Source organism: Streptomyces sp. NPDC057010, from assembly GCF_042673805.1.
Taxonomy (GTDB): domain Bacteria; phylum Actinomycetota; class Actinomycetes; order Streptomycetales; family Streptomycetaceae; genus Streptomyces.
In genome coordinates, this window is record NZ_JBHUSC010000001.1 from 485,859 (window position 1) to 507,720 (window position 21,862).

A 21,862-nucleotide genomic window follows, 5' to 3' on the forward strand; every position below is an offset into this window, starting at 1 on the left:
CGTCCCGCGCCGCTCGGCGGACCGTCAGCCCTCGATGCGGTGCTGGGTCCAGAACGAGGTCAGGTCCGTGGCCGTGGCCGCCTGGGCGGCCGCCTTGAACTCGGCCGTGGTCGAGACGCCGTACCAGTGCGAACCGGCGTAGTCCTTCAGCAGCTTGGCCATGGCGCTGTCGCCGAGGACGCGCCGCAGGTCGTGCAGGGCGCACTTGCCGTAGCCGTAGATGACGGTGGAGTACCGGGAGGAGTGGGTGTCCCAGTAGGCCATCGGGTTGGTGATCTTCTCCTCTGCCGAGGCCCACGAGACGCTGTTCCAGCAGTTGGCGCCGGTCTTGTTCAGCGCGAGGTCGGTGGCGTAATCGGTGAACGCCTCGTCGAGCCAGGGGCTGTTGTACTGGTCGTCACCGACGATGCCGTACCACCACTGGTGTCCGATCTCGTGGGTCAGCGCCGTGGTGCTCACCAGGTCGAGGACGAACCCGGGGTACTCCATCCCCCCGAACCAGAAGCTGTTGTCGATGACGGCGTCCAGCTCGCCGTACGGGTAGGCGCCGAAGCGGGCGGAGTGGGCGTCCACCGCGGTCTTCGCGGTGGTGAGCATCGACTGCGCGTCGGCGGAGCTGATGCCCGACACGGAGTAGACGTTGACCGGTGTGCCGGCCGCGGAGGTACCGGAGATCTTGCCGAACGGGCCGGCCGCCCAGGCGAAGTCGCGGACCTTGGACGCGGTCGCGGTGGTGATCGTACGGCCGCTGGACCCGGGGGTGTCGACCGAGGTGCCCGTCGCCGGGACCAGCAGGGAGCTCGGGTGGTCGAGGGTCACCTTGAAGTCGGCGGCCAGGGAGTAGAAGGACTCGCCGTTGTTGGTGTACGGGTCCAGGTGCCAGCCCGCCGCGTCCCGCACCGCGAGCACGGGCAGGGCGTTGCCGATGAAGCTGAACGCCCCGTCGTGGCCGAAGCGGTCGGCGCCGCTGGGCACGGTGATGCCCAGGTCGAAGCCGATCGTCGCGCTCTGCCCCTGGGCCAGTGGCGCCGGCAGGTCGATCCTGAGGGCCGTGCAGGCGACCGAGGGCGCGCCCGCGGTGCCGCCGGTGACGTTGGTGACCGTGATCGGCTGGGCGGAACACGTGCCGTGGTAGTTGTCCCAGAGCCTCAGGTACACCTCGCCGAGCGGGGTGGCGGCGGCATTGGTGAAGGTCGCGCTCTCGTGGCCGGTCCAGACGGTGCCGCTCGCGTTGCTGCTGAGACTGACGTCGTACGAGGGCGCGGCCGGGGTACGGACGGGGTCCCCGGGCGGGGTCGTGCCACCGGAGGTGTCGAGGGCGACGTCGTCGATGACGAAGCTGGTCTGGAGACTGGAGTCCTCCGTGCCGGTGAAGGCGATGTCGACGCTCTGGCCGGCGAACGCCGAGACGTCGAAGGACTTCTGCGCGTAGCCGGTGTTCTTGTCGAGGTTCGAGTACGTCGCCAGCGTCGTGCTGCCGATCTTCGCCGTCAGCTTGTCGTACTTGGTGGACGAGGTCGTCTCGGCGGTGTCGACGTGCAGCCAGAAGGTGAGGGTGGCGCTGCCGCACCCGGACGGGATCGTGACGCGCTGGGAGAGCGTGTCGGTGCGGGTGCGGCCGGAGCCGTTCAGCCAGGCGAAGCGGGTGCCGCCGTGGGCGGCCTGGCCGGCACGGTCGGAGATCACGCCGGCCGGCGACTGGCTCCAGGGCGAAGTGCCGCTCTCGAAACCGCCGTTGGCGACGACCTGGGCCGGAGTGCAGGCGGCGGCGCGCTGGGTGACGGCCGGCGAGGCCGCCGCCGGGGTAAGGGGCAAGGACGCGGCGGCCAATGCGGCGACGGCGCATGCGGTCGGGGCGAGGACCCTGTGGGGGGTGGATCTCACGCGGAACTCCTTTGCGGCGGGGCCGGGATTCCGGCCTGCTCGGTGCCCGCCCGGCCGGCCAGGGTGCGCCGGAGGGAGGGCTGCGGTGTGTCGTTGCGCAGCGGCAGCCTGGCAGGGTTGACCGGAGCATGCCATCAGGGTTCGGTAAAAAGACCGGCGGTGCCGGGCGCGGATCAAGGCCGTAAGTCCCTGCCTTCGCGGACCAAAGCCGGAGGGAGGCGGCGCGGCGGCTGTCTAGGTTGGCGGTATGAGCACCGACGCCGCCGCGCCCCGCATCCTCGATCTCGACCGTGACCGGCTCTGCGCGCTCCGGGGCCGTGCCCTGACGCGCGCCGTGGCCGCCGCCGAGGGTCGGACCGTGGTCGCCGAGGTCTTCGCCGAGCGGGCCGCGCTGTCACCGCACCCCGACGGGCGCGGGGTGCACAACGCCGAGCTGGTGGCCGCCTTCGGCGCGGACATCGTGGTGCTCAACCTGATCGAGCGGGCGTGGGACGGCGAGCGGCTTCGGCTGCCGGGGCTCGGCGAGTTCACCTCCTTCACCGAGCTGGCCCGGGTGATCGGGCGGCCCGTGGCGGTGAACCTGGAGCCCGGTGACGTGCCCGAGATCAGGCGGGCGAAGCCCGAGTACGCCAGGCGCCTGATCGACATGGGCGCGGCGATGCTGTGCATCACGGCGAACCCGGGCACGGGCGGTTCGTACGGGGCGATGGCGCGGGTGACCGAGGAGCTACGGCGTGGTCTGGGGGACGGGGCCGCACTGTGGTCGGGGAAGATGCACCACGCCGGCCGTCCGGAGCGGCTGACCACGGCGCGGCTGACCGCCCTGGTCGACGCCGGCGCCGACGGGGTCGTCATGCCCCTGCCGGGGACCCTGCCCGGCGTGACCCGGGAACTGGCCGCGGAGGCGGTGGCGGCCGTCCAGGACGCGGGCGCGATCGTGCTGGGCGCCATCGGCACCAGCCAGGAGGGCTCCCACGCGAACGTGGTCCCGCAACTCGCGCTCAACGCCAAGGAGGCCGGCTTCGACGCCCACCACTTCGGCGACTCCTACGTCCCCGGCATGTGCGACCCCGAGGTGATGTACGCCTACTCGGTGGCCATCCGCGGCCGCCGCCACACCTGGAACCGCATGGCCCTGGGCAACCGCCACACCCGGCCCGCCTAGCGGACCCTTCACAGGCCGGAGAGGAGGCCGTCGAGCGGGGCCGGTACCTGCCCCGGGGCGAGGGCCTCCACCAGGAGACGGCCGTAGCGGATCTTGCGGCCCTTCTTCGTGCCGAGGAAGCGCCGCACCTGCTGGTGCCGGGACCGGCCGTGCTGTGCGGGCTGGCGCAGGAACGTCTCCCACGGCCGCAGGTCGCCCTCGTCCATGATGATCTCCTCGACCCGCTCCGTGCCCAGCGCGCGGATGAGCTCGTCCTCCAGATCCGCCACGCACACGAAGAATCCCCGCTGCGGCGCCCGGGCCAGTCTCAGGCCGCGGTCGTAGAAGCGCTGCTCGCCCTCGTCGCACAGTCCCCTCAGCCGCAGGCCGAGACCGGGCGGCCCGAGGAGGCGGGCGTAGCGGCCGACGTTCATCGCCCCGCCCATCGGCACCACGCACACCCCTTCGGCGGCCAGGTCCCGCCCGTGCCGTGCCGCCAGCGCCTCGACGGCCTCGAGGTCGCTCGGTCCCTCCAGCAGCACCGCCGTCCGCAGCCCCAGCTCCAGCGACAGATCGCCCGCCGCCTCGCCGGGGCCGCCGGCCGCCCAGTGGCCGACCGCCTGCCGGAACGCGTGTATGTCCACCATGCGGCGAGTCTGCATCGGCCCCCGACCGGCGCGACACCGAATATTCCGGGCCGACGCGGGCCGCCGGCCACCGCGCTCACCCCCGGAGGCGGTCGCCGAAGACCCGGAGGATAGGGTCATAGCGGACCGCCACCCCCCGCACGGGGGCGGACCGCCTGCCGCCTGCCCCGGAAACACCCCCGCACCCATGATCACCGAAGCATCCCCGCACACCCCGCCGTCTCCCGTCACAGGGCCCACGCCCGAGAGGGAGGGGCGACGCAGGGTCACCGGCCGCGCACCCGCCCGGCCCACCCCCGCGGCCGCCTTCCACAGCGTCAGCGCGGCGACCGCGGTCCTGCTGGGGCTCGTCGCGATCGGCGCCATGCTGCACGAGCCCGTGCTGATACCGCCGCTGGCGGCGAGCGCGGCCCTCGTACACAGCGCCCCCGCCCTGCCGCTGGCCCAGCCGCGCAGCGTCATCGTCGGCCACCTGGTGGGCTGCGCCCTGGGCTACGCGGTCCTGGCCGTCGCCGGCAGCAGCGCCTGGGCGGCGGCCGCCGCGGCCGGACTCACCCTCGCCGTGAACATGGCGGCCCGCACCCCGCACTCGCCGGGCGTCGCCACCGCCGTGATCGTCGTCCTACAGAGTCCCGCGGCCGGCCGGTTCGTACCCCTCCTGTTCGGTTCCACCGTCCTGCTCGTCCTGACCGGCTACGCCGCCTCCCGCATCCGCCGCAAGGCGCCGAGGTACCCCGCCTACTGGTGGTGACCCGAAGCCCCAGGCCCGCCGGAGGGCCGGCGGCGCCCACCAGTTGGCGTTGCGCAGCAGCGTCATCGTGGCGGGGACCAGCAGGCAGCGGACCAGGGTGGCGTCCACCGCCACGGCGATGGCCAGGGCCGTCGCCAGCTGCTTCATCACCATCAGCTCGCCCGTGGCGAAACCGGCGAAGACCAGGCACATCAGCGCGGCGGACGAGCTGATGATCCGGGCGGAGCGCTGCACGCCGACCTCGACCGCGCGGTCGTTGTCCAGGCCGGAGTCGTGGAACTCCTGGATGCGGGAGAGCAGGAACACCTCGTAGTCCATCGACAGGCCGAACGCCAGGGCGAACACCACCACGGGCAGCCAGTACCCCAGTCCGCCCAGGGTGTGCACTCCCAGCACCCCGGAGCCCCAGCCGTCCTGGAAGACGAGGACCAGGGCGCCGAACGACGCACCCAGCGACAGGGTGTTCATGACGATCGCCTTCAGCGGCAGCAGCACCGAGCCGGTCATCAGCAGCAGCAGGACGAAGGTGGTCAGGGCGATCAGCGCCGCGGCCTGCGGTGCGTGGTCGGTCACCTCGGCCCGGAAGTCGATGTCCAGGGCATTGCGCCCCGTCACCCAGACCGGGAAGCCGGCCGGCCGGTCGGCCCGGACCTCACGGACCAGCCGGTCGCCGGCCGTGGTCGCGGCTGCGGCCCCGCCCCTCGGCACGATACGGACGACCGCGACCCCGGGCCCCGAGGCGGTGGCGGCGCCCACCGACTCCACGTCCGGCCGGCCCTCGAACCGGGCCGCCCACGCCGCGAGACGGCCCGGTGCGGCGCGGGCCACGACCACCACCGCGTCGGCGCGGTGCTGCGGGAACCGCTCGGCCACGGCGTCGGCGTAGCGGCGGGCCTCGGCGGCGGGCGGAAGCTGGCGTTCCCCGACGGGGCTGACCAGGTGGACCCGGAGGAAGGGCGTGGCGCAGGCGAGCAGCAGCACCCCGACGCCGACGGCGACGGCCGGCGCGTGCCGCCTGGTCCAGCGGGCCAGCCGGGCGAACGCGCCGAAGTCCGCATCGGGCGCGGCGCACGCCCCGATCCGCCCCGGAAACGCCGCGAGGAGCGCCGGGGTCAGCGTCAGCGCGGCGGCCAGGGAGAGGGCGACGGTCCCCGCCGCGGCCAGGCCGATCGCGGCGAAGAACTCGCTGGGGAAGGCCGCCAGCCCGCAGAGGGCGGCGGCGACGATGAGCGCCGCGAACAGGATCGCCCGCCCCGCGGTACCCATGGTGCGCACGACCGACTCCGGGACGTCGTGTCCCGCGGCCCGCTCCTCCCGGAACCGGCCCACCGTGAGCAGCGCGTAGTCGATGGCCAGGCCCAGCCCCACCATGGTGGTCGTGGAGAGCGCGGGGGAGGTGAGGCCGTACCAGTGCGAGAGCACGAGCAGCCAGAGCATCCCCGTGCCGACCGTGCACACGGCCGCCACCACCGGCACCGAGGCGGCCACCAGGCCACCGAAGAGCACGTAGACCACGGCGAGGGTCAGGGGCAGCGTGATCAGCTCGCTGCGCCGGGTGTCGGCCAGCGACCTGTCCGCTACCGCGCGGCGCGCCCGGTCGCTGCCGCCGAGGGTCACCTCCAGGCCGGGGACGGCTCCGGGGATCCGGCGCAACCGGGATTCGACGGCGCGTTCCGCGCTCTTGCGGGCCCCGTCGGGCAGGGTCCGCTCCAGCCGGACGGAGACCAGGGCGGCTTCGCCGTCGGCGGAGACGCCCGGCGCGTAGGGGCTCGGGCCCGCCCGGTCGGCCGCGCCGCCGGGGCCGGCGGGGCCGGTCGGGGCGGTCACCGCCACGACCCCGGCGATCGCGGCCACGTCACGCCGTACGGCGGCCAGCTCCCGTTGGAACCCCGGATCGGCCACCGGCGCCCCCGACACGACCGCGTCGATCTGCCCTCCGAAGGAGCGGCCGGCGTCCGCGAGCCGGTTGCCCCGGACCGATTCGTGCGCGGCCACGCTCCACGGCTGCCGGTCCAGCCGGTCCATCACGGGACCGACCGCGCACAGGCCGGCGCCCAGGAGCACCAGCCACCCCAGCAGGACGAGCCGGTGGTGGCGGACGCACGCCAGGGCGAGCCGGGCCGACACCGGCCTGCCGGCCGGACTGGTCCTCAACCGGCGCACCGGCGGCCCCCGATCCCGTAGGAGGAGCCGACCATGACGTCTCCCGGCCGGCGCACCGTCAGCCGGGTGAGCCCGCTGCCGCCCGCCGGAGCCAGGCAGCCGCCCTGCGCCCGGAGCCACGGCGAGTAGGCGATCCTCAGCGTCACGGCTCCGGGCACGGGCATCCGTACGACGACCTCGGCGCCGTCCGAACGCACCACGGACGCGGGCGGATCCACCAGGGGCACCGGTTGCCTGACCCGGTAGATCCGCCAGTTCGCGTCCCGCCACACCGCCTCCAGGTACGGGGGCCCGCTCGTCACCAGGGCGTATTCGCGCTCCGATGCCGCGTCCAGCGGGCCGTCGTGCAGGACGACGAACCCGACGGCCCAGCGGTCGAGCCAGGCCCGGTAGGCGGCCGGGGTAAACGTTCCGGCCCGGACGCCGGCCCCGCCGTACCCGTCGTAGAACAGCGGCCCGCGGTCGACGTCGGCCTGCCGGTTCCAGCCGCGCGCCAAGTTGACGTACGGGGCCAGCACCGCCGCCTCGCGATGGCTGCGGGCCATGACCGCCTCCACCCGGCCGCGGCCCGCGCCGAGCCGGGCGAGGGCGCGTACGACACCCCCGGTGTCCGCCGCCCAACGGGGCACGGCCGCCGTGTCGGTGACGTGGGCCACCGTGTGCCCGCCCACCCAGGTCAGGGCGAAGGCGAGGACGAGCACCGCGGAGCACTGCCGCCACACCCGCAGCCGGAGCGCGCCGGCGCCGCGCGCCGTCATCACGGCGGCGAGCAGCAGCGGCGGCGCCACCAGATTGGCCAGCCGTTCGGCGTTGGTCCCGACCGGCGAGGGGACCAGACCGGCGAGCACGACGCCGACCGCGTACACCCCGGCGGCCGACCTGACCAGCCGCCAGGAGGGCGGGGCGGCCAAGGCGACGGCCACGGCCATGAGCAGCGGGGGCCACACCCGCAGCAGGGGCATGGGCTGTGCGCCCTGGAACGGGAACAGCCAGGCCGTCGCACCGAGAACGGCCGCAGGGGGCAGGGCCATCGCGGCCGCCCCCGCCCACCGGGACCGCAGCGCGCACGCCGCGCCGGCCACCGCGAGGAACAGCCCGGCGACGGGGCTCGCCATCGCGGTGAGCAGCCCGCAGGCGGCCGTGAGCGCGGTGGGGCGTCCGCTCGTGAACGCCAGCACGGCGGCGAGCGCGAAGGCGACGCCCAGCATGAACGTCGAGCGCCCCGAGGCCACCTGGCACCAGAGCATCAGCGCCGCCAGCAGCGCGGGCCACTGGGGCAGCGGCACCGGCGAGCGAGCCCAGAGCAGCCCCGTCAGCCAGGTGGCCGCGAGTCCGCTCGCCGCCGTGACGGGGACCACCCCGAAGGCCGCCATCAGGTAGGGGGAGATGAGGCTGTAGCCGCCCGTGTGCAGCCCGCCGTACCAGGACAGGTTGTAGACCGAGCCGGGGTGGCGCGCCGCGAACCCGGCCCACGCCTCCTGCGCGGCGAGGTCGCCGCCGCCCGTCGCGAGGACCCCCGCCCACAGGGCGTACAGCGGGAGCACGAGCGCGGTCGCGATCAGCGGCACGCGGTGACCGCGGTGCCACGGCCCACCGGCGGGCGCAGCCGCACCCGCGCCGGGCGGCGGGACCGGGCGGGGGGACGGCGGGAGTTCGAGTTCGGCTGCGGTCACAGGGGCGGACTCCGTTCGGCTGTGCTACGGGCTGCCCGGTCAAACGATCGACGGGGGTCCGCGTACGGGGTCGGCGGCGATCACGCTCGAATGCCGGATCCGTCGGCGAATGGCCCAGGTCACGGCTTAGTGCCAAGGCTCTCTTGTTTTGGGTGAGTTACCGACCTGCTCGCCTATCTTCTATGGCGTACGCCAGTTCGCCCCAGGAGGTCAGATTGCAGTACAGGCGACGCTCTTTCGCCTTTTCCCGCGTGATACGCCCTTCCCACCTGCTCATAGCCTTCGGCCTCGGCTCGCTGCTGATCGGGCTGATGCCGTGGCTCGGTGTCGCGGGACCGGCGGCGGCCAACCGCGCCCCGGACCCCCGGGCTTCGGCCGTGCCCTTCGAGCAGCAGCCGGCGCAGCAGTCACCGCACCACGGCATCGCCCCGGCGAACGCCATGGAACCGGCAGCTCCGGTTCTCGACCGGACCGGCTGGACGGCGACGGCGAGCGACGAGGAGACCACCGGCGAGAACGGCCGCGCGGCCAACGTGCTCGACGGCAACGCCACCACCATCTGGCACAGCCGTTGGAGCGCGCCCCCGGCCCCGCTCCCGCACAGCATCACCCTCGACATGCACCGCACCGCGGTCGTCTCCGCGCTCATCTACCGCCCCCGCGGCGACACGTGGGCCAACGGGCGCATCGGCGAGTACAGCATCAGCGTCAGTACGGACGGACAGAACTGGGGAAGCCCGGTCGCCACCGGCACGCTCGCCGACGACGCCAGCACCAAGACCCTCGGATTCGCCCCGCAGGGAGCCCGGTTCGTACGGCTCACGGCGCTCTCCGAGGCCGGCGGCCGCGGGCCCTGGAGTTCCGCCGCCGAGATCAACCTGCTCGGCGACCCCGGCACCCCGGCAGCCACCGTCGACCTTTCGCGGACCGGCTGGACGGCGACGGCGAGCGATGAGGAGACCGGCGCCGAGAACGGCCGCGCGGCCAACGTGCTCGACGGCAACGACAACACCATCTGGCACAGCAAGTACGCCGGCACCCTCACCCCCTTGCCGCACAGCATCACCATCGACATGCACCGCACGGCGGCCGTGGCCGCGCTGGTCTACCACCCCCGCGTGGACGGGCCCAACGGCCGGGCGGGCGCGTACACCATCTCCACCAGCACCGACGGCACCGCCTTCGGCACGCCGGTCGCCACGGGCACCTGGCGGGACGACGACACGGTCAAGACCGCCACCTTCACCCGTACCGAGAACGCCCGCTACGTACGGCTGACCGTGACCACCGAAGCCGGCGCCCGCGGCCCGTGGACCTCGGCGGCCGAGATACGCCTGAGCGGACCGTCCAGCCCGGCCGTCCACGGATCCTGGGACCGGGTCACCGGCTTCCCCCTGGTGCCCGTGGCCACCGCCGCCCTGCCCGGCGACAAACTGCTCGCCTGGTCCGCGTACGCGGTCGACCGCTTCGGCGGCAGCAACGGCTACACCCAGACCGCGATCCTGGACCTGAAGACCGGCAAGGTCACCCAGCGCCGCATCGACAACACCGGCCACGACATGTTCTGCCCCGGCATAGCCATGCTGGCCGACGGCCGCGTGCTGGTCACCGGCGGCAGCAACGCGGAGAAGGCGAGCATCTACGACCCGGCCACCGACCAGTGGTCCGCCACCACCAGCATGAACATAGCCCGCGGCTACCAGGCCATGACCCTGCTCTCCACCGGTGAGGCCTTCGTCCTCGGCGGATCGTGGAGCGGCACAGCCGGGGACAAGTCCGGTGAGGTCTGGTCGCCGGACACCCGCACCTGGCGGGGGCTCCCCGGCGTCTCCGCCGTCCCCGCCATGACGGCCGACCCGGCCGGCGCCTACCGGGCCGACAACCACATGTGGCTGCACGCCACTTCGGGCGGCAAGGTCCTCCAACTGGGTCCGAGCAAGCAGATGAACTGGATCTCGACCACGGGCACGGGCAGCATCACCGCGGCCGGCACCCGGGCGGACAGCCAGGACGCCATGACCGGAAACGCCGTCGCCTACGACATCGGCAAGCTGCTCACCCTGGGCGGCTCGCCCGCCTACGAGAACGTCCCGGCCACCCAGCGCGCGTACACCGTGGGCGTCTCGGGCAGCCAGGTCCAGGCCGCCCGTACGGGCGACATGGAGCACGCCCGCGGGTTCAGCAACAGCGTCGTGCTGCCCGACGGCAAGGTGGCCGTGTTCGGCGGACAGGCCCGTCCGGTGCCCTTCAGTGACGCGACCTCGGTCCTGACCCCGGAGCTGTGGGACCCGGCGACCGGCAAGTTCACCCCGCTCGCCTCGATGGCCATCCCGCGCAACTACCACAGCGTGGCCAACCTGTTGCCGGACGGGCGGATCTTCTCCGGCGGCGGCGGACTGTGCGGGGACTGCGCCACCAACCACGCCGACGGGGCCGTCTTCACACCGCCGTACCTGCTCAACGCGGACGGATCGCCGAAGCCGCGCCCGGCCATCACCGGAGGCGTGCCCTCCAGGACGGCTCCGGGCACGGCGCTCACCGTGACCACCCAGGCCCCGGTGGCCTCCTTCGTCCTGATGCGGGCCGCGGCCGCCACCCACTCCACCGACAACGACCAGCGGCGGGTCCCCCTGGTGTCCACGGCCACGGGCACCGGCACCTACAAGGTGTCCATACCCGCCGACACCGGAGTGGTCCTGCCGGGGAACTACATGCTCTTCGCCCTCGACGCCCAGGGGGTACCGAGCACAGCCCGTTTCCTCACCATCTCCTGAACCCACGAGCGGCGCCCGTCCGGCCGGCCCTCCTGCCGGCCGGGCGGGCGCCGGCCCACTGGCGCCGGTTCCACGGGCGCGCCGACCATCGGGTGAATGCGTGGGGATCGGGGCGGCGGCGGGGTGGGATGGCCGCGGTGAGCAGGAGGAGGCCGAGATGCCCGTCGCAGATGCCGAAGTGGACGTACTGATCGTCGGTGGCGGCCCGGTCGGGCTCACCGCCCGCGCGCTGCTGGAACGCTGGGGCGTGCGGACGCTGTCGGTCGAGAAGCACCGAGAGCTGTCACCGTTCCCGCGGTCCCGGCTGGTCAACGCGCGTTCGATGGAGATCTACCGCCAGCTCGGCCTCGCCGCGAAGATCGCGGCACGCGCGTTCGCGCCGGAGTTCGGCCGGGTCCGCTTCCGCGACACCCTGTACGACGACGACTTCGCCACCGCGGGGATGGTGGGGGTCAACGCCCCCATTCCCGAAAGCCCTGTGACCGGCGTGCTCACCTCGCAGGACCGCCTCGAACCCACCCTGCTCGCCGGGGCGGACGCGCAGCTGCGGTTCGGGTCCGAGCTCATCGGACTGGCCGAGGAGGACGAGAGCGTCGTGGCCGTGCTGGCCGACGGCCGCCGCGGCGCGGAGACCCGCGTCCGCGCCCGCTACGTACTGGCCGCCGACGGCGCGAACTCCACCGTCCGGGAGCGGCTGGGAATCGAGACCACCGGCCCCGGGGCGATGGCCGGCTTCACCACCGTCGTCTTCGACGCCGACCTGAGCCGCTGGTGCGCCGAGCAGCCCGCCGGCGTCTACTTCACCGCACACGGCTCCTTCGCACCCCTCTACCCCGAAGGGGGCTGGGCCTGGTTCGGTCCCACACCCGAGGACACGGCGGGCGCCGACTGGCCCGGCCTCGTCTCGCGCGCCCTCGGCCCCAAGGCCGACGTACGTGCCGAGGTGCTGCGGGTCCAGCACTGGGTGATGAACGGCTTCGTCGCCGAACGGTTCCGCCACGGCCGGATCCTGCTGGCCGGTGATGCCGCGCACGCGATCCCCGTTTTCGGCGGCCTGGGCATGAACGCCGGAGTCGCCGACGTGCACAACCTCTGCTGGAAGCTCGCGGGCGTCCTCCACGGGTGGGCCGGGCCGCGCGTGCTGGACACGTACGAGGAGGAACGCCTCCCCGTCGCCCGGCTGACGCTCCGCCAGGCGGTCGCCAACGCCCACCTCGCGATCCACGTGCTGACCCGCCGCCGCGAACAGCTCCAGGCGGGCGCGGCGGCCGCGCCCACGCAGATGGAACTGCCCTGGTCGGAACGGTACTTCGCCCAGCTCGGTCTCGTGCTCGGCGTCGCCTACCGCTCGGCAGCCGTGCTCACCGACGGCAGCGCCCCGCCCGACCCGTCAGAGGTGGGCACCGACTACGTCCCCACCGCGGAGCCGGGGCACCGCATGCCGCACCTGTGGCTCGCACCCGGGCGCTCCACGCTCGACGCCTTCGGCGCGTGGTTCACCCTGCTCACCTCGGACCCCACCCCGTGGGAGCAACAGGCCGCCGCCCCCTGGCCGTTGCGCATCGAGACCCTCTCCGACGAGCACCTCGACCGCTGCGGCCTGCCCCCGTACGGAGCGCTGCTCGTGCGGCCCGACGGCCACGTCGCCGCCCGCTGGCACGACCGGCCCCCGCACGACTCCACCCTCCGCGACGCCCTCGCCACCATCACGGGCCGGTCCTCGGGGCGGGCGGGGCGTTGATCGGGAGCCGGTCCTGAGCTACCTTGAACGCGTTCAACTGAACACGTTCAAGGATGGGGGACCGTGGTGGCGGAAAGTCAGAGGGTGCCGTCCCGGCAGTGGGCGTGCGCCGTGACGGGGGTGGTGCTCGCAGGATGTGTGACGGTCCTGGGAGTGATGATGTCCACGTACCTGGCGGGGTTCTTCGTGGTCACCGGGGCCGCGGCCGCCACGCCGCTCCTCCTGCGGGGTCATGCCCGGGCGTTCGCCCGCATGTGCCTCGCCGTGGGCACGGGCCTGCTGGCCTGGGGCCAGATCGGTGCCGTCATCGGCATGTTCATGTTCCTGCCGACGGCCGTGCTGCTGATCGTCGCGGCCTTCGTGGGCCCCGGCGACCGCCCCGGCGTCAGGTGCTCGCTGGCCGCACCCATCGCGGCCGCGGCGCTCGTCACGCTCGCCCACCTGCCGAACGAACACGACGAGAACAACGAACCAGCCCCCCCATTTCAACGCGACGCTGGACTCCGAGAACCGTTACCGCGACCCGGAATTCAGAAAGCGCAGGGAACAGCTGCGCGAGTTCGGCGCCACTGGCACCGAGGTGTTCGAGATGGCCGGGCAGGGAAAACTCGACGTGGGGATGCCCAAGGCCTTCCCGGCCGGGCAGAGGGAGGCACTCAGGGCGCAGATCGCGGGACTGCCGGGAGTCGTCGACGTCCGCTTCTGCACCTTCCACACCTGCCCCTGACGACCGTGGGCATCAGCCCGCGGCCGGCCGGCGCACCATGTGGACGTCGATCGGGTCCTGCGCCTCCAGGGCGAAGCCGTGCCGCTCGTACAACCGCCGCGCCGCGCTGCCCTGCAGGACGTTCAGGCGGACGGCCACGCCGTCGGCATCGATCCGCGTCAACAGCGCACGCAGCACGGCCGATCCGAGCCCCCGGCCCTGGACCTCCGGAGCGAGGTAGAAGTGCTCCAGCCACAACCCCTCCTCGGCCGGGCGCACCGTGACGCAGCCCGCGAAGGCGCCGTCGGCCTCGATGACCGACGTGTGGTGCGGGGAGAAGGAATCCCGCAGCCGCTGCCGGACCCGATGCTCGTCGAACCGGCCCAACCGCTCCAGGTCCGGACGCATCACCGCCGCCCGCAGCTCCGCTATCGCCTCGATGTCATCCGGCCCCGCGGAACGCAGCGCCCACTTCGTATCCATGGCCGGAGTATCTCAACGCGGCGGGCGGCGCCGTATAACTGGCCGTATGGCACTGAACTGGAAGTTGGTCATCGACAGCACGAACGCACCCGCCCTCGCGGACTTCTGGGCCGCGGCCCTGGAGTACGAGGTGGAGGATCCCGGCGCGCTCATCGAGCAGCTGCTGGCCGCCGGTCACATCGGCGAGGAAGCGGTGGTCGAGCACCGCGGCCGCAAGACCTTCCGCGGCTACGCCGCGATCCGCCACCCCGAGGACCCGTACGACCCGACCAGCGGCGTCGGCCGCGGCCGACGGCTTCTCTTCCAGGACGTACCCGAGCCCAAGGCGGCCAAGAACCGGCTGCACATCGACGTCCACGGCGAGCCCGGCGGCCTCGACGAGCTGGTGGCCCGCCTGGAGGGCCTCGGCGCGACCCGCGTCCGCGAGTTCGACAAGGGACCTGCCGGGCACTGGTGGATCATGCAGGACCCCGAGGGCAACGAATTCTGCGCGGCGTAGGCCGGCCCGCCCGCACCCTCAGGCGGGGGGCGCCTGGCGCTCGACCGCGAGGACGAGCCTGTCCTCGATACGGGCCAAGGCGCGGAGCATGGCGCCCTGTTCGTCCTCGCCCAAGCCGGCGACGACACTGTCCTCCAGCTCTGCCCAGACCTGTTCGACGTCCTTGCGCAGCGCCAGGCTGGCCGCGGTGGGCTCGATGATGGTGGCGCGCTTGTCGCTCTCGCTGGGCCGCCGACGGACGAAGCCCGCGTTCTCGAGCCGCTTGACCGTACGGGTCATGGTGGCGGCGTCCGAGCCGAGCAGGCGTACGAGGTCCGTCTGACGCTGCGGGCCGAGGTCCCACAGCTGCATCATGACGAGCTCCTGCCCGGTGTGCAGCCCCACGCGGCGCAGGAGCTGTCCGGCCAGCATGCGGTGGAGCCGGGCCACGCGGAAGATCGCGTGGGTCATCGCCCCTGCCCGGATCGAAGGCGGCATGGGAGGGCGGACCATGTCCGCGGGGGTGCCCGCAGGCAATGCGGCGTCCGGATCCTTCGACATGTGTGTCCAGCCCTTCGCTGATTCCTGCCCGGCCAGGGAGATTCTACCGACTCCTCTCCGTGGCCGGGCGAGCGGTAGCACCAGCCACAAATCCCATTAATGTGATGCGGGTCACATCGAAGCGGGAATCGCTCGGCGGATTTACTTGTTCGGACAGGTAACGGCATCCCGATCCTGAACAGGAACCGATCATGACCACAGCCTTCGCCCCTTACGACCTCGGCGGCATCCGCATCTCCAACCGCATCGTGATGGCCCCCATGACCCGCAGCCGTGCCTACGGACCCGGACAGACCCCGACCGACCTGATGGCGACGTACTACGCACAGCGCGCGAGTGCCGGCCTCATCGTCACCGAGGGCACGCAGCCGTCCGTCGTCGGCCAGGGGTACCCGGACACCCCCGGCATCCACTCCGGCGAGCAGGTCGCGGCCTGGCGCAAGGTGACCGATGCCGTGCACGCCGAGGGCGGCAGGATCTTCATGCAGCTGATGCACACCGGCCGGGTCGGTCACCCGAGCCTCATGGGCCTCACGCCGGTCGGCCCCTCCGCGGTCACGGCCAAGGGGCAGGTGTACACCCACGAAGGACCGCAGGACTTCGTCACGCCCCACGAGCTGACCGACGCGGAGGTCACGGAGACGATCGCCGACTTCGCCACGGCCGCACGCAACGCCATCGACGCCGGCTTCGACGGTGTGGAGCTGCACGGCGCGAACGGCTACCTCATCCACCAGTTCCTCGCCCCGAACTCCAACCGGCGCACCGACGCGTGGGGCGGCAGCCCCGAGCGGCGGATCCGCTTCGCCGTCGAGACGGCGAAGGCCGTGGCCGAGGCCATCGGCGCGGACAGGCTCGGCTTCCGCATCTCGCCCGGAAACCCCTACAACGACATCGACGAGAGTGACCGGCCGGATCTGGAGGCCACCTACACCGCCCTCGTGGACGCGCTCGCCCCGCTCGGCCTGGCCTACCTGCACCAGCTGGAGGTCCCCGACGTCCACGACCTGCTCCTGCGGCTGCGCAAGGCGTGGCCGGGCACGTTCATCCTCAACCCGTTCACCGGCACGGACCCCACCGGCCCCGAAGCCCTGGCCCTCATCGAGGACGGCACCGCCGACCTGATCGCCTACGGGGCGCTCTTCATGGCCAACCCCGACCTGCCGGCCCGCCTCGCCGCCGGCGGCGACTTCAACACGCCCGACCACGCCGGCGCCTTCGGCGGCGACCACCGCGGCTACACCGACTACCCGACCCTGGCCTGACCCCTCGGCGCGCCGCCCGCCCCGGCTACGGTCCCGCCGTCGCGGCGGGGATGTCGACGCGGGCGGCCCTGCGGGCCGGCCAGAGGGAGGCGAGCAGCGCGCCCGCCAGGGCGATGAGCACCCCGAGGGCGAGGCGTTCCCAGGGCAGCACCAACGTGTAGCCCACGACGCGCTCCTGGAGGGTGCGCCCGAGTGCCCAGCCCAGGAAGACCCCCATGACCGTGCCGAGGGTCGCGCCGAGACCGCCGAGGAGCAGGGCCTCCAGGCGGATCATCCGGGCCACGCCGGGGCGGTCCAGGCCGAGGGCGCGCAGCGTGCCGATCTCCTTGCGGCGTTCCAGTACGGACATGGCGAGGGTGTTGGCGATGCCCAGTGCGGCGATGGCCAGCGCCATGCCGAGCAGCGCGTAGAAGACGTTGAGCTGGTCGCCGATGTCTCCGCTGTCCCGGGCCCGGATGCCCTCCTGATCGAGGACGGCCAGAGCGGGGTTGTCGCCGAGGGCACGCGTGACGTCGGCGAGCGCGGCCGGGCCGGGGCCGCCGTCCGTGGCGACGAGGATCGCGTCGGTGTGCGGGGCGGAGTCGTAGCGGGCGACGAGGGAGTCGGGGGCGGTGATGCTGGGCAGCAGGTTGCTCTGCTCGTCCGCCTCGTAGACGGCTCCGATGGTGACCGTGCCGGGCCGGCCGTCCTGGCGTTGCAGGGGCAGGGTCTGACCGACGTGCCAGCCGGCCTGCGCGGCCTTGAAGTCGGCCACGGCGATCTGGCCCTTGGCGAGGCAGTCGAGGGAGCCCTCGATCACGTCGTAGCGCAGGAGTCGGCCGATCGTGGCGGGGTCGACTCCGGTCAGCACGGAAGGGGAGCCGCCCAGGCGGTACTCGGTCGACTGGTTGAGCGGGCTGAACGAGGCGCCGGGCAGCCTGCGGAGGGGCTCCGCGGTGGCGGGGGTCATGCCCGTGCCGCCCCCGGCGGGCTTCACCAGGTAGTCGGCGGTGAAGTCGTGGGTGGTCGCCCGGTCGAGGTACCGGGCGGCGGAGGCCCCGAGAACGGACAGCCCCGAGGCCAGGGTGAGCGCGATGGCGAGGGCGGCGGCGGTGGCGCCCGTCCGGCGCGGGTCGCGCACGGTGTTGCGGGCGGCGAGGTCGCCGTGCACCGGGTGGAGGCGGGTCAGCAGCGGCCGGAGCAGCGCGACGAACGGCCGGGACAGCAGCGGGATGAAGCCGATGGTCCCGGTCAGGGCGAGGGCCGCTCCGAGGCCGATGACCGTCCGGGCGTCCTTCCCCGTCGTGAGGGCCCCGTACACGACGGCGACGGTGCCGGTGAGCAGCAGTGCGGCGCTGACGCCGGTGCGCAGGGAGCCGGTGCGCGCCGGCGCCGCGGGCTCGGCCGCGCCCAGTGCGGCGACGGGCGGGATGGCCATGGCCCGGCGGATCGGAAGCCATGCGGCGACCATGGGCAGGGCGGTGCCGACCAGCATGGACGTGATCACGGTGCCCGGGGTGAGGACCAGCGGGGCGGCCGTGGCGTCGTCGGGGGCGAAGAGCGTCCGGAGCAGGGCGGCGGCCCCGACGCCGGCGGCCAGGCCGGCCGCGGAGGCGATCGCGCCGACGAGGAGGGACTCCGTCAGCAGGATGCGGCGCACCTGCCGGCGCGAGGCGCCGACGGCCCGCATCAGGGCCAGTTCCCGGGTGCGTCGGGCGACCAGCATGGTGAAGGTGTTGGAGATGAGGAAGGTGGCGACGAACACGGCGACCGCGGCGAAACCCAGCAGGATCTGGCTCATGGTGTCGCCGTCGCTGGTGGCGAGGTTCGTCTTGATCTGGGCGAGGCGGGCGCCGGTGACCGCGCCCGCGCCCTCGGGCAGCACCGCTTCGACGCGGGCGAGGAGCTCCTGCGGGGCGGTTCCGGGGGCGGCCGTGAGCTCGACGTGCCGGTAGTGGCCGGGCTGGAGGAAGAGCCGCTGGGCGGTGGCGTTGGCGAACAGCACCAGGCTGCCCCCGGAGGGGATCCGCATCCCGTCGGTGCGGAAGACGCCGCTGAGGGTGTAGGCGGCCGCGCCCTGGTTCGTGCCGACGCGCACGGTGTCACCGACCCGGTGGCCGCCCTGCGCGGCGGTGCTCTCGTCGAGGGCGATCGTGTCGTCGCCGGTCGGGCCGGAGCCGTGGGTGAAGCGGTAGGCGGGGTCCGTGCCGTCCGCACCCGGGGCGAAGTTGCCGCCCTGGTGGGACGAGCCGTTGCCGATCGGCCGGCCGTCGCGGTCGGCGACGGCGGCGAAACCGTCGACCCGGCCCGCGGCCACGGCGACACCGGGGAGCTTGGCCAGGGTTGCGACGGTGCCGGCGTCGATGCCGGCCGGCCCGCCGGCGCCGCCGGGAGGGCCGTCGGGCGCGACGTTGACGGCTATGCGCTCGTAGCCGTCGGTCGCCCGGTCGGTGGCGGCACGGTTCAGACTGTCGCCGAAGACGAGGCTGCCGGTGATGAAGGTGACGCCGAGCATGACCGCGAAGGCGGTCATCAGCAGGCGGGCCTTGTGCGCGAACACGTTGCGCAGGGCGGTACGGAACATGGGGTGCGGATCCTGGGAGGAGGGCTCGGCGGCTGCGAGCGGGTGGCCGGTTCGGTGGCGGGTCAGCTGGTGCGAGCGCGGGCGTCGAAGTCCTTCATCCGGTCCAGGACCCGGTCCGGGGTGGGGTGCGTCATCTCGTCGACGAGGCGCCCGTCGGCGAGGAAGACCACGCGGTCGGCGTAGCCGGCGGCCACCGGGTCATGGGTGACCATGACCACGGTCTGGCCCAGCTCGCGCACCGAGTCGCGCAGGAAGCCGAGGACTTCGGCGCCCGCCCGGGAGTCGAGGTTGCCGGTCGGTTCGTCGCCGAAGACGATCGCGGGACGGGAGACCAGGGCGCGGGCCACCGCGACGCGCTGCTGCTGCCCGCCGGACAGCTGTCCGGGCCGGTGGCCGAGCCGCTGGGAGAGGCCGACCATGGAGACCACGCGGTCCAGCCATGCCCGGTCGGGCCGGCGGCCCGCGATGGTCAGCGGCAGCGTGATGTTCTCCAGCGCCGTCAGCGTCGGCAGCAGGTTGAAAGCCTGGAAGACGAAGCCGATCCTGTCGCGGCGCAACCGGGTGAGCTGCCGGTCGTCGAGCGCGCCCAGTTCGGTGGTGCCGATGCGCGCGGAGCCGGAGCTGAACGAGTCCAGCCCGGCGGCGCAGTGCATCAGCGTGGACTTTCCGCAGCCGGACGGGCCCATGATCGCGGTGAACTCGCCCTCGCGGAAGGAGATGCTGACACGGTCCAGGGCGACGACGCGGGTGTCGCCGCTGCCGTAGACCTTCGACAGGTCGGTGACGGCGGCGGCCGCGGTCCCGGTGGCCGGGTACGGCATGAGCGGGCCGGGGGGCTGGTGACGGGGGGCGGCGGTCACGGGGACTCCTCTTCGTGTGCCGGGGGGCACGTCGAAGAATGCCGGGGGCACGTATCGGAGCCCGGGCCACCGTGTATCGGCGTCCGCTCCGCTGTGTATCGGTTCCGTAGGGGCCGGTCAGGCCGGGAGGTGCAGCGTGGCGACGGCCCCGCCGTCCGGGGCGTTGTCCAGCCGCAGTTCGGCACCGAGGACCCGGGCCTGGCCCAGGGCGATGGTCAGCCCCAGCCCGTGGCCCGAGCCGCGCTCCGAGGCGCCCGTGTGGAAGCGGCGCGGGCCCTCGCGCAGCAGGTCCGGGGGGAAGCCGGGGCCGTGGTCGCGCACGCGGACCGTACGCCCCTCGACGGTGACCCGTACGGGGCCGGATCCGTGCCGGTGGGCGTTGACGACGAGGTTGCCGACGATCCGTTCGAGGCGGCGCGGATCGGTCTCCACGGTCCCGGTGGCCCCTTCGGGTGGGGTACCGGTGCCGGCGTCGGTGACCTCGGTGTCGAGGCCGGTGCGCGCCACCGCCTCGGCGACGACCGCGGCGAGCGGAACCCTGGCGCGGACAGGCTGTTCGGCGCCGGCGTCCAGCCGGGAGATCTCCAGCAGGTCCTCGACCAGCCCGCGCAGATCACGCACCCGGCCGCGGAGCAGGTCCTCCGTCTCACCGGCCGGCAGCAGGTCAACGGCGGCCAGCAGCCCGCCGACGGGGGTGCGCAGCTCGTGGGCCACGTCCGCGGTGAACTGTCGCTCGGTGCGCAGCCGTCGGCTCAGGCTGTCCGCCATGAGGTCGACGGTGGCGGCGATGTCGGCCACCTCGTCGCGGCCCTTGGTCGGCCCGGTCCGGGCGTCCAGGTCCCCGGCGCAGATCCGCCCCGCGGTCTCGGAGACCCGCCGCAGCCGGCGGCCGAGCAGCCCGGCTCCGTAGACCGCCAGGGGAGTGGCCGCCGCGAGTGCGATCAGCGAGGCCACCGCCATGACCACGTCGAGCCGGTGCAGTCCGTACAGCTCGGAGCTCATGTTGACCCGGAAGGCCAGCACCGCGCTGCCCGGGCCGTCGACCCGCTGGGCGGCCCACACGCTCGGGCCCTCGTTCCCCTCGACGCGCTCGTCGTAGGCCGTGTGCCGGACGCCGTCGGCCGGGCGGCGCAGTGCGGCGGGCAGCTCGGCCGGATCGAGTTCGGCGCCGTCGGCGAGGGTTCCGGTGCGCCGGTAGACGTCCATGGCCGAGTACAGATCGTTGAAGGCCCGCGCTTCGGCCCGGCTGCGGATGTCGTCGGCGGTCCACACGTGCACCAGCACGCCCACCGCCGCCGCGACCAGGCACGCCGTGGAGGCGGCCAGCGCGGCGATCTTCCAGCGCAGGGGTACGCGGGCCGGTGGCGGCCGGCGGAACGGGCGCACCGCCCTCAGCGCCTGAGCTTGTAGCCGAAGCCGCGGACCGTCTCGATCCGGTCGCGGCCCAGCTTGCCGCGCAGCCGCTGCACGCACAGGTCCACGACCCGGCTGTCGCCGTCCCAGCCGTAGTCCCACACCTCCCGCAGCAGGGTGTGCCGCTCCAGGACGATGCCCGGGTGGGCGGCGAACTCCAGCAGCAGCTTCAGCTCGGTCGGGGTCAGCGCCACCGGGCGGCCGGAGACGGACACCTCCAGCCCGCCGGTGTCGATGGTCAGGTCACCGAAGACCAGCAGCTCACCCGAGGACGGCGACGGTGGCGGCGTATCGCCCGGCACCTGCCCGGGCTCCGGCGCGGGCGCGTAGGTGGCGCGCCGCAGCAGGGAACGGATGCGCGCCACGAGCACGTACGTGTCGACGGGTTTGACGACGTAGTCGTCGGCCCCGGCCTCCAGACCGGCGACGACGTCGAGTCCGTCGCCGCGCGCGGACATCATCAGGATCGGCACCAGGCTGCTCTCCCGGACCCTGCGGCACAGGCCGATCCCGTCCAGACCGGGCAGCATCACGTCCAGGATCAGCAGGTCGAAGCTCTCCTCGCGGAAGAGCTCCAGCCCCGTCAGTCCGTCGGCCGCGGCCCGCATCCGGTAGCCGTAGCGCTCCAGGGCGACGGTGAACGACCGGCGCATCAGCTCGTCGTCCTCCACCAGCAGCACGCGCACGGGATGCGAAGAGGCCGGGGCCGGGGCGGACGGGGACACGGGCGGACGACTCCTGTTCGGGGGCTCGAGG

At 73.5% G+C, this 21,862-nt stretch carries 18 protein-coding genes and 1 pseudogene; 7 read left to right on the forward strand and 12 right to left on the reverse strand.

The window, feature by feature from the left end:
• Nucleotides 1–24: 24 nt before the first annotated feature.
• On the reverse strand, nt 25–1,884 hold the full coding sequence (locus ACFTXQ_RS02165; RefSeq protein ID WP_382634973.1) for a M1 family aminopeptidase: 1,860 nt from the start codon (nt 1,882–1,884) through the stop codon (nt 25–27).
• 247 nt (nt 1,885–2,131) lie between these two features.
• On the opposite strand from ACFTXQ_RS02165, the gene ACFTXQ_RS02170 reads away from it, so the two are divergent.
• Nucleotides 2,132–3,049, forward strand: coding sequence for a hypothetical protein (locus ACFTXQ_RS02170; protein WP_382634975.1), 918 nt, complete (start codon nt 2,132–2,134; stop codon nt 3,047–3,049).
• Between the two features lie 8 nt (nt 3,050–3,057).
• Here the strand turns inward: ACFTXQ_RS02170 and ACFTXQ_RS02175 are convergent, their stop codons facing one another.
• Nucleotides 3,058–3,675: a TOPRIM nucleotidyl transferase/hydrolase domain-containing protein gene (locus ACFTXQ_RS02175; RefSeq protein ID WP_382634976.1), complete on the reverse strand. Its 618-nt coding sequence runs from the start codon at nt 3,673–3,675 to the stop codon at nt 3,058–3,060.
• Nucleotides 3,676–3,862: 187 nt separating this feature from the next.
• Between ACFTXQ_RS02175 and ACFTXQ_RS02180 the strand changes: the two genes are divergently transcribed.
• Nucleotides 3,863–4,426 (forward strand): HPP family protein, encoded by a 564-nt coding sequence (locus ACFTXQ_RS02180; RefSeq protein WP_382634977.1) that lies wholly within the window; start codon nt 3,863–3,865, stop codon nt 4,424–4,426.
• A gap of 39 nt (nt 4,427–4,465) precedes the next feature.
• On the opposite strand, the pseudogene ACFTXQ_RS02185 reads toward ACFTXQ_RS02180, so the two are convergent.
• A pseudogene (locus ACFTXQ_RS02185) lies at nt 4,466–6,451 on the reverse strand (MMPL family transporter); the annotation flags it as partial.
• A 125-nt stretch (nt 6,452–6,576) separates the two neighbouring features.
• Entirely contained in the window at nt 6,577–8,262 is a 1,686-nt protein-coding gene (locus ACFTXQ_RS02190; RefSeq protein ID WP_382634979.1) for a hypothetical protein, read from the reverse strand.
• A 251-nt stretch (nt 8,263–8,513) separates the two neighbouring features.
• Here ACFTXQ_RS02190 and ACFTXQ_RS02195 point away from each other — a divergent pair, with 251 nt between their 5' ends.
• Nucleotides 8,514–11,036, forward strand: coding sequence for a discoidin domain-containing protein (locus ACFTXQ_RS02195; protein ID WP_382634980.1), 2,523 nt, complete (start codon nt 8,514–8,516; stop codon nt 11,034–11,036).
• Between the two features lie 157 nt (nt 11,037–11,193).
• Nucleotides 11,194–12,777: an FAD-dependent monooxygenase gene (locus tag ACFTXQ_RS02200; protein ID WP_382634981.1), complete on the forward strand. Its 1,584-nt coding sequence runs from the start codon at nt 11,194–11,196 to the stop codon at nt 12,775–12,777.
• 77 nt (nt 12,778–12,854) lie between these two features.
• Here ACFTXQ_RS02200 and ACFTXQ_RS02205 read toward each other — a convergent pair whose 3' ends face one another.
• A complete protein-coding gene (locus tag ACFTXQ_RS02205) occupies nt 12,855–12,989 on the reverse strand; it encodes a hypothetical protein (protein WP_382634982.1) in 135 nt (44 codons plus the stop codon).
• Between the two features lie 18 nt (nt 12,990–13,007).
• Nucleotides 13,008–13,208 carry a hypothetical protein gene (locus tag ACFTXQ_RS02210; RefSeq protein ID WP_382634984.1) on the reverse strand — a complete coding sequence of 67 codons (201 nt, stop codon included), beginning with the start codon at nt 13,206–13,208 and terminating at the stop codon, nt 13,008–13,010.
• A 158-nt stretch (nt 13,209–13,366) separates the two neighbouring features.
• Between ACFTXQ_RS02210 and ACFTXQ_RS02215 the strand changes: the two genes are divergently transcribed.
• A complete protein-coding gene (locus ACFTXQ_RS02215; RefSeq protein WP_382634986.1) occupies nt 13,367–13,504 on the forward strand; it encodes a hypothetical protein in 138 nt (45 codons plus the stop codon).
• Between the two features lie 12 nt (nt 13,505–13,516).
• Here ACFTXQ_RS02215 and ACFTXQ_RS02220 read toward each other — a convergent pair whose 3' ends face one another.
• On the reverse strand, nt 13,517–13,966 hold the full coding sequence (locus ACFTXQ_RS02220) for a GNAT family N-acetyltransferase (RefSeq protein WP_382634987.1): 450 nt from the start codon (nt 13,964–13,966) through the stop codon (nt 13,517–13,519).
• A gap of 46 nt (nt 13,967–14,012) precedes the next feature.
• On the opposite strand from ACFTXQ_RS02220, the gene ACFTXQ_RS02225 reads away from it, so the two are divergent.
• Nucleotides 14,013–14,465, forward strand: a complete 453-nt coding sequence (locus ACFTXQ_RS02225) for a VOC family protein (protein WP_382634988.1) — start codon at nt 14,013–14,015, stop codon at nt 14,463–14,465.
• Nucleotides 14,466–14,483: 18 nt separating this feature from the next.
• Here ACFTXQ_RS02225 and ACFTXQ_RS02230 read toward each other — a convergent pair whose 3' ends face one another.
• Nucleotides 14,484–14,915 (reverse strand): MarR family winged helix-turn-helix transcriptional regulator, encoded by a 432-nt coding sequence (locus ACFTXQ_RS02230; protein ID WP_382634990.1) that lies wholly within the window; start codon nt 14,913–14,915, stop codon nt 14,484–14,486.
• 281 nt (nt 14,916–15,196) lie between these two features.
• Here ACFTXQ_RS02230 and ACFTXQ_RS02235 point away from each other — a divergent pair, with 281 nt between their 5' ends.
• Nucleotides 15,197–16,270, forward strand: a complete 1,074-nt coding sequence (locus tag ACFTXQ_RS02235) for an alkene reductase (protein ID WP_382634992.1) — start codon at nt 15,197–15,199, stop codon at nt 16,268–16,270.
• A 25-nt stretch (nt 16,271–16,295) separates the two neighbouring features.
• On the opposite strand, the gene ACFTXQ_RS02240 is transcribed toward ACFTXQ_RS02235, so the two are convergent.
• The 4 genes from ACFTXQ_RS02240 to cseB form a co-directional block, all read right to left on the reverse strand.
• Complete coding sequence (locus ACFTXQ_RS02240) at nt 16,296–18,833, reverse strand: FtsX-like permease family protein (protein WP_382634993.1); 2,538 nt, start codon at nt 18,831–18,833, stop codon at nt 16,296–16,298.
• Nucleotides 18,834–18,895: 62 nt separating this feature from the next.
• Nucleotides 18,896–19,654, reverse strand: a complete 759-nt coding sequence (locus ACFTXQ_RS02245) for an ABC transporter ATP-binding protein (RefSeq protein ID WP_382635112.1) — start codon at nt 19,652–19,654, stop codon at nt 18,896–18,898.
• Nucleotides 19,655–19,810: 156 nt separating this feature from the next.
• Nucleotides 19,811–21,079 carry a sensor histidine kinase gene (locus ACFTXQ_RS02250; protein ID WP_382634994.1) on the reverse strand — a complete coding sequence of 423 codons (1,269 nt, stop codon included), beginning with the start codon at nt 21,077–21,079 and terminating at the stop codon, nt 19,811–19,813.
• Nucleotides 21,080–21,084: 5 nt separating this feature from the next.
• Nucleotides 21,085–21,759: a two-component system response regulator CseB gene (gene cseB, locus ACFTXQ_RS02255; protein WP_382635113.1), complete on the reverse strand. Its 675-nt coding sequence runs from the start codon at nt 21,757–21,759 to the stop codon at nt 21,085–21,087.
• Nucleotides 21,760–21,862 lie beyond the last annotated feature (103 nt).

What these genes read in the sequence shown, in the direction of transcription:
- ACFTXQ_RS02220 (WP_382634987.1), bottom strand. Translation starts at nt 13,966, where the DNA reads ATGGATACGAAGTGGGCGCTGCGTTCCGCGGGGCCGGATGACATCGAG.
- ACFTXQ_RS02175 (WP_382634976.1), bottom strand. Translation starts at nt 3,675, where the DNA reads ATGGTGGACATACACGCGTTCCGGCAGGCGGTCGGCCACTGGGCGGCC.
- ACFTXQ_RS02200 (WP_382634981.1), top strand. Translation starts at nt 11,194, where the DNA reads ATGCCCGTCGCAGATGCCGAAGTGGACGTACTGATCGTCGGTGGCGGC.
- ACFTXQ_RS02180 (WP_382634977.1), top strand. Translation starts at nt 3,863, where the DNA reads ATGATCACCGAAGCATCCCCGCACACCCCGCCGTCTCCCGTCACAGGG.
- ACFTXQ_RS02240 (WP_382634993.1), bottom strand. Translation starts at nt 18,833, where the DNA reads ATGTTCCGTACCGCCCTGCGCAACGTGTTCGCGCACAAGGCCCGCCTG.
- ACFTXQ_RS02215 (WP_382634986.1), top strand. Translation starts at nt 13,367, where the DNA reads ATGGCCGGGCAGGGAAAACTCGACGTGGGGATGCCCAAGGCCTTCCCG.
- ACFTXQ_RS02230 (WP_382634990.1), bottom strand. Translation starts at nt 14,915, where the DNA reads ATGACCCACGCGATCTTCCGCGTGGCCCGGCTCCACCGCATGCTGGCC.
- ACFTXQ_RS02170 (WP_382634975.1), top strand. Translation starts at nt 2,132, where the DNA reads ATGAGCACCGACGCCGCCGCGCCCCGCATCCTCGATCTCGACCGTGAC.
- ACFTXQ_RS02235 (WP_382634992.1), top strand. Translation starts at nt 15,197, where the DNA reads ATGACCACAGCCTTCGCCCCTTACGACCTCGGCGGCATCCGCATCTCC.
- ACFTXQ_RS02225 (WP_382634988.1), top strand. Translation starts at nt 14,013, where the DNA reads ATGGCACTGAACTGGAAGTTGGTCATCGACAGCACGAACGCACCCGCC.
- cseB (WP_382635113.1), bottom strand. Translation starts at nt 21,759, where the DNA reads ATGCGCCGGTCGTTCACCGTCGCCCTGGAGCGCTACGGCTACCGGATG.
- ACFTXQ_RS02245 (WP_382635112.1), bottom strand. Translation starts at nt 19,654, where the DNA reads ATGCCGTACCCGGCCACCGGGACCGCGGCCGCCGCCGTCACCGACCTG.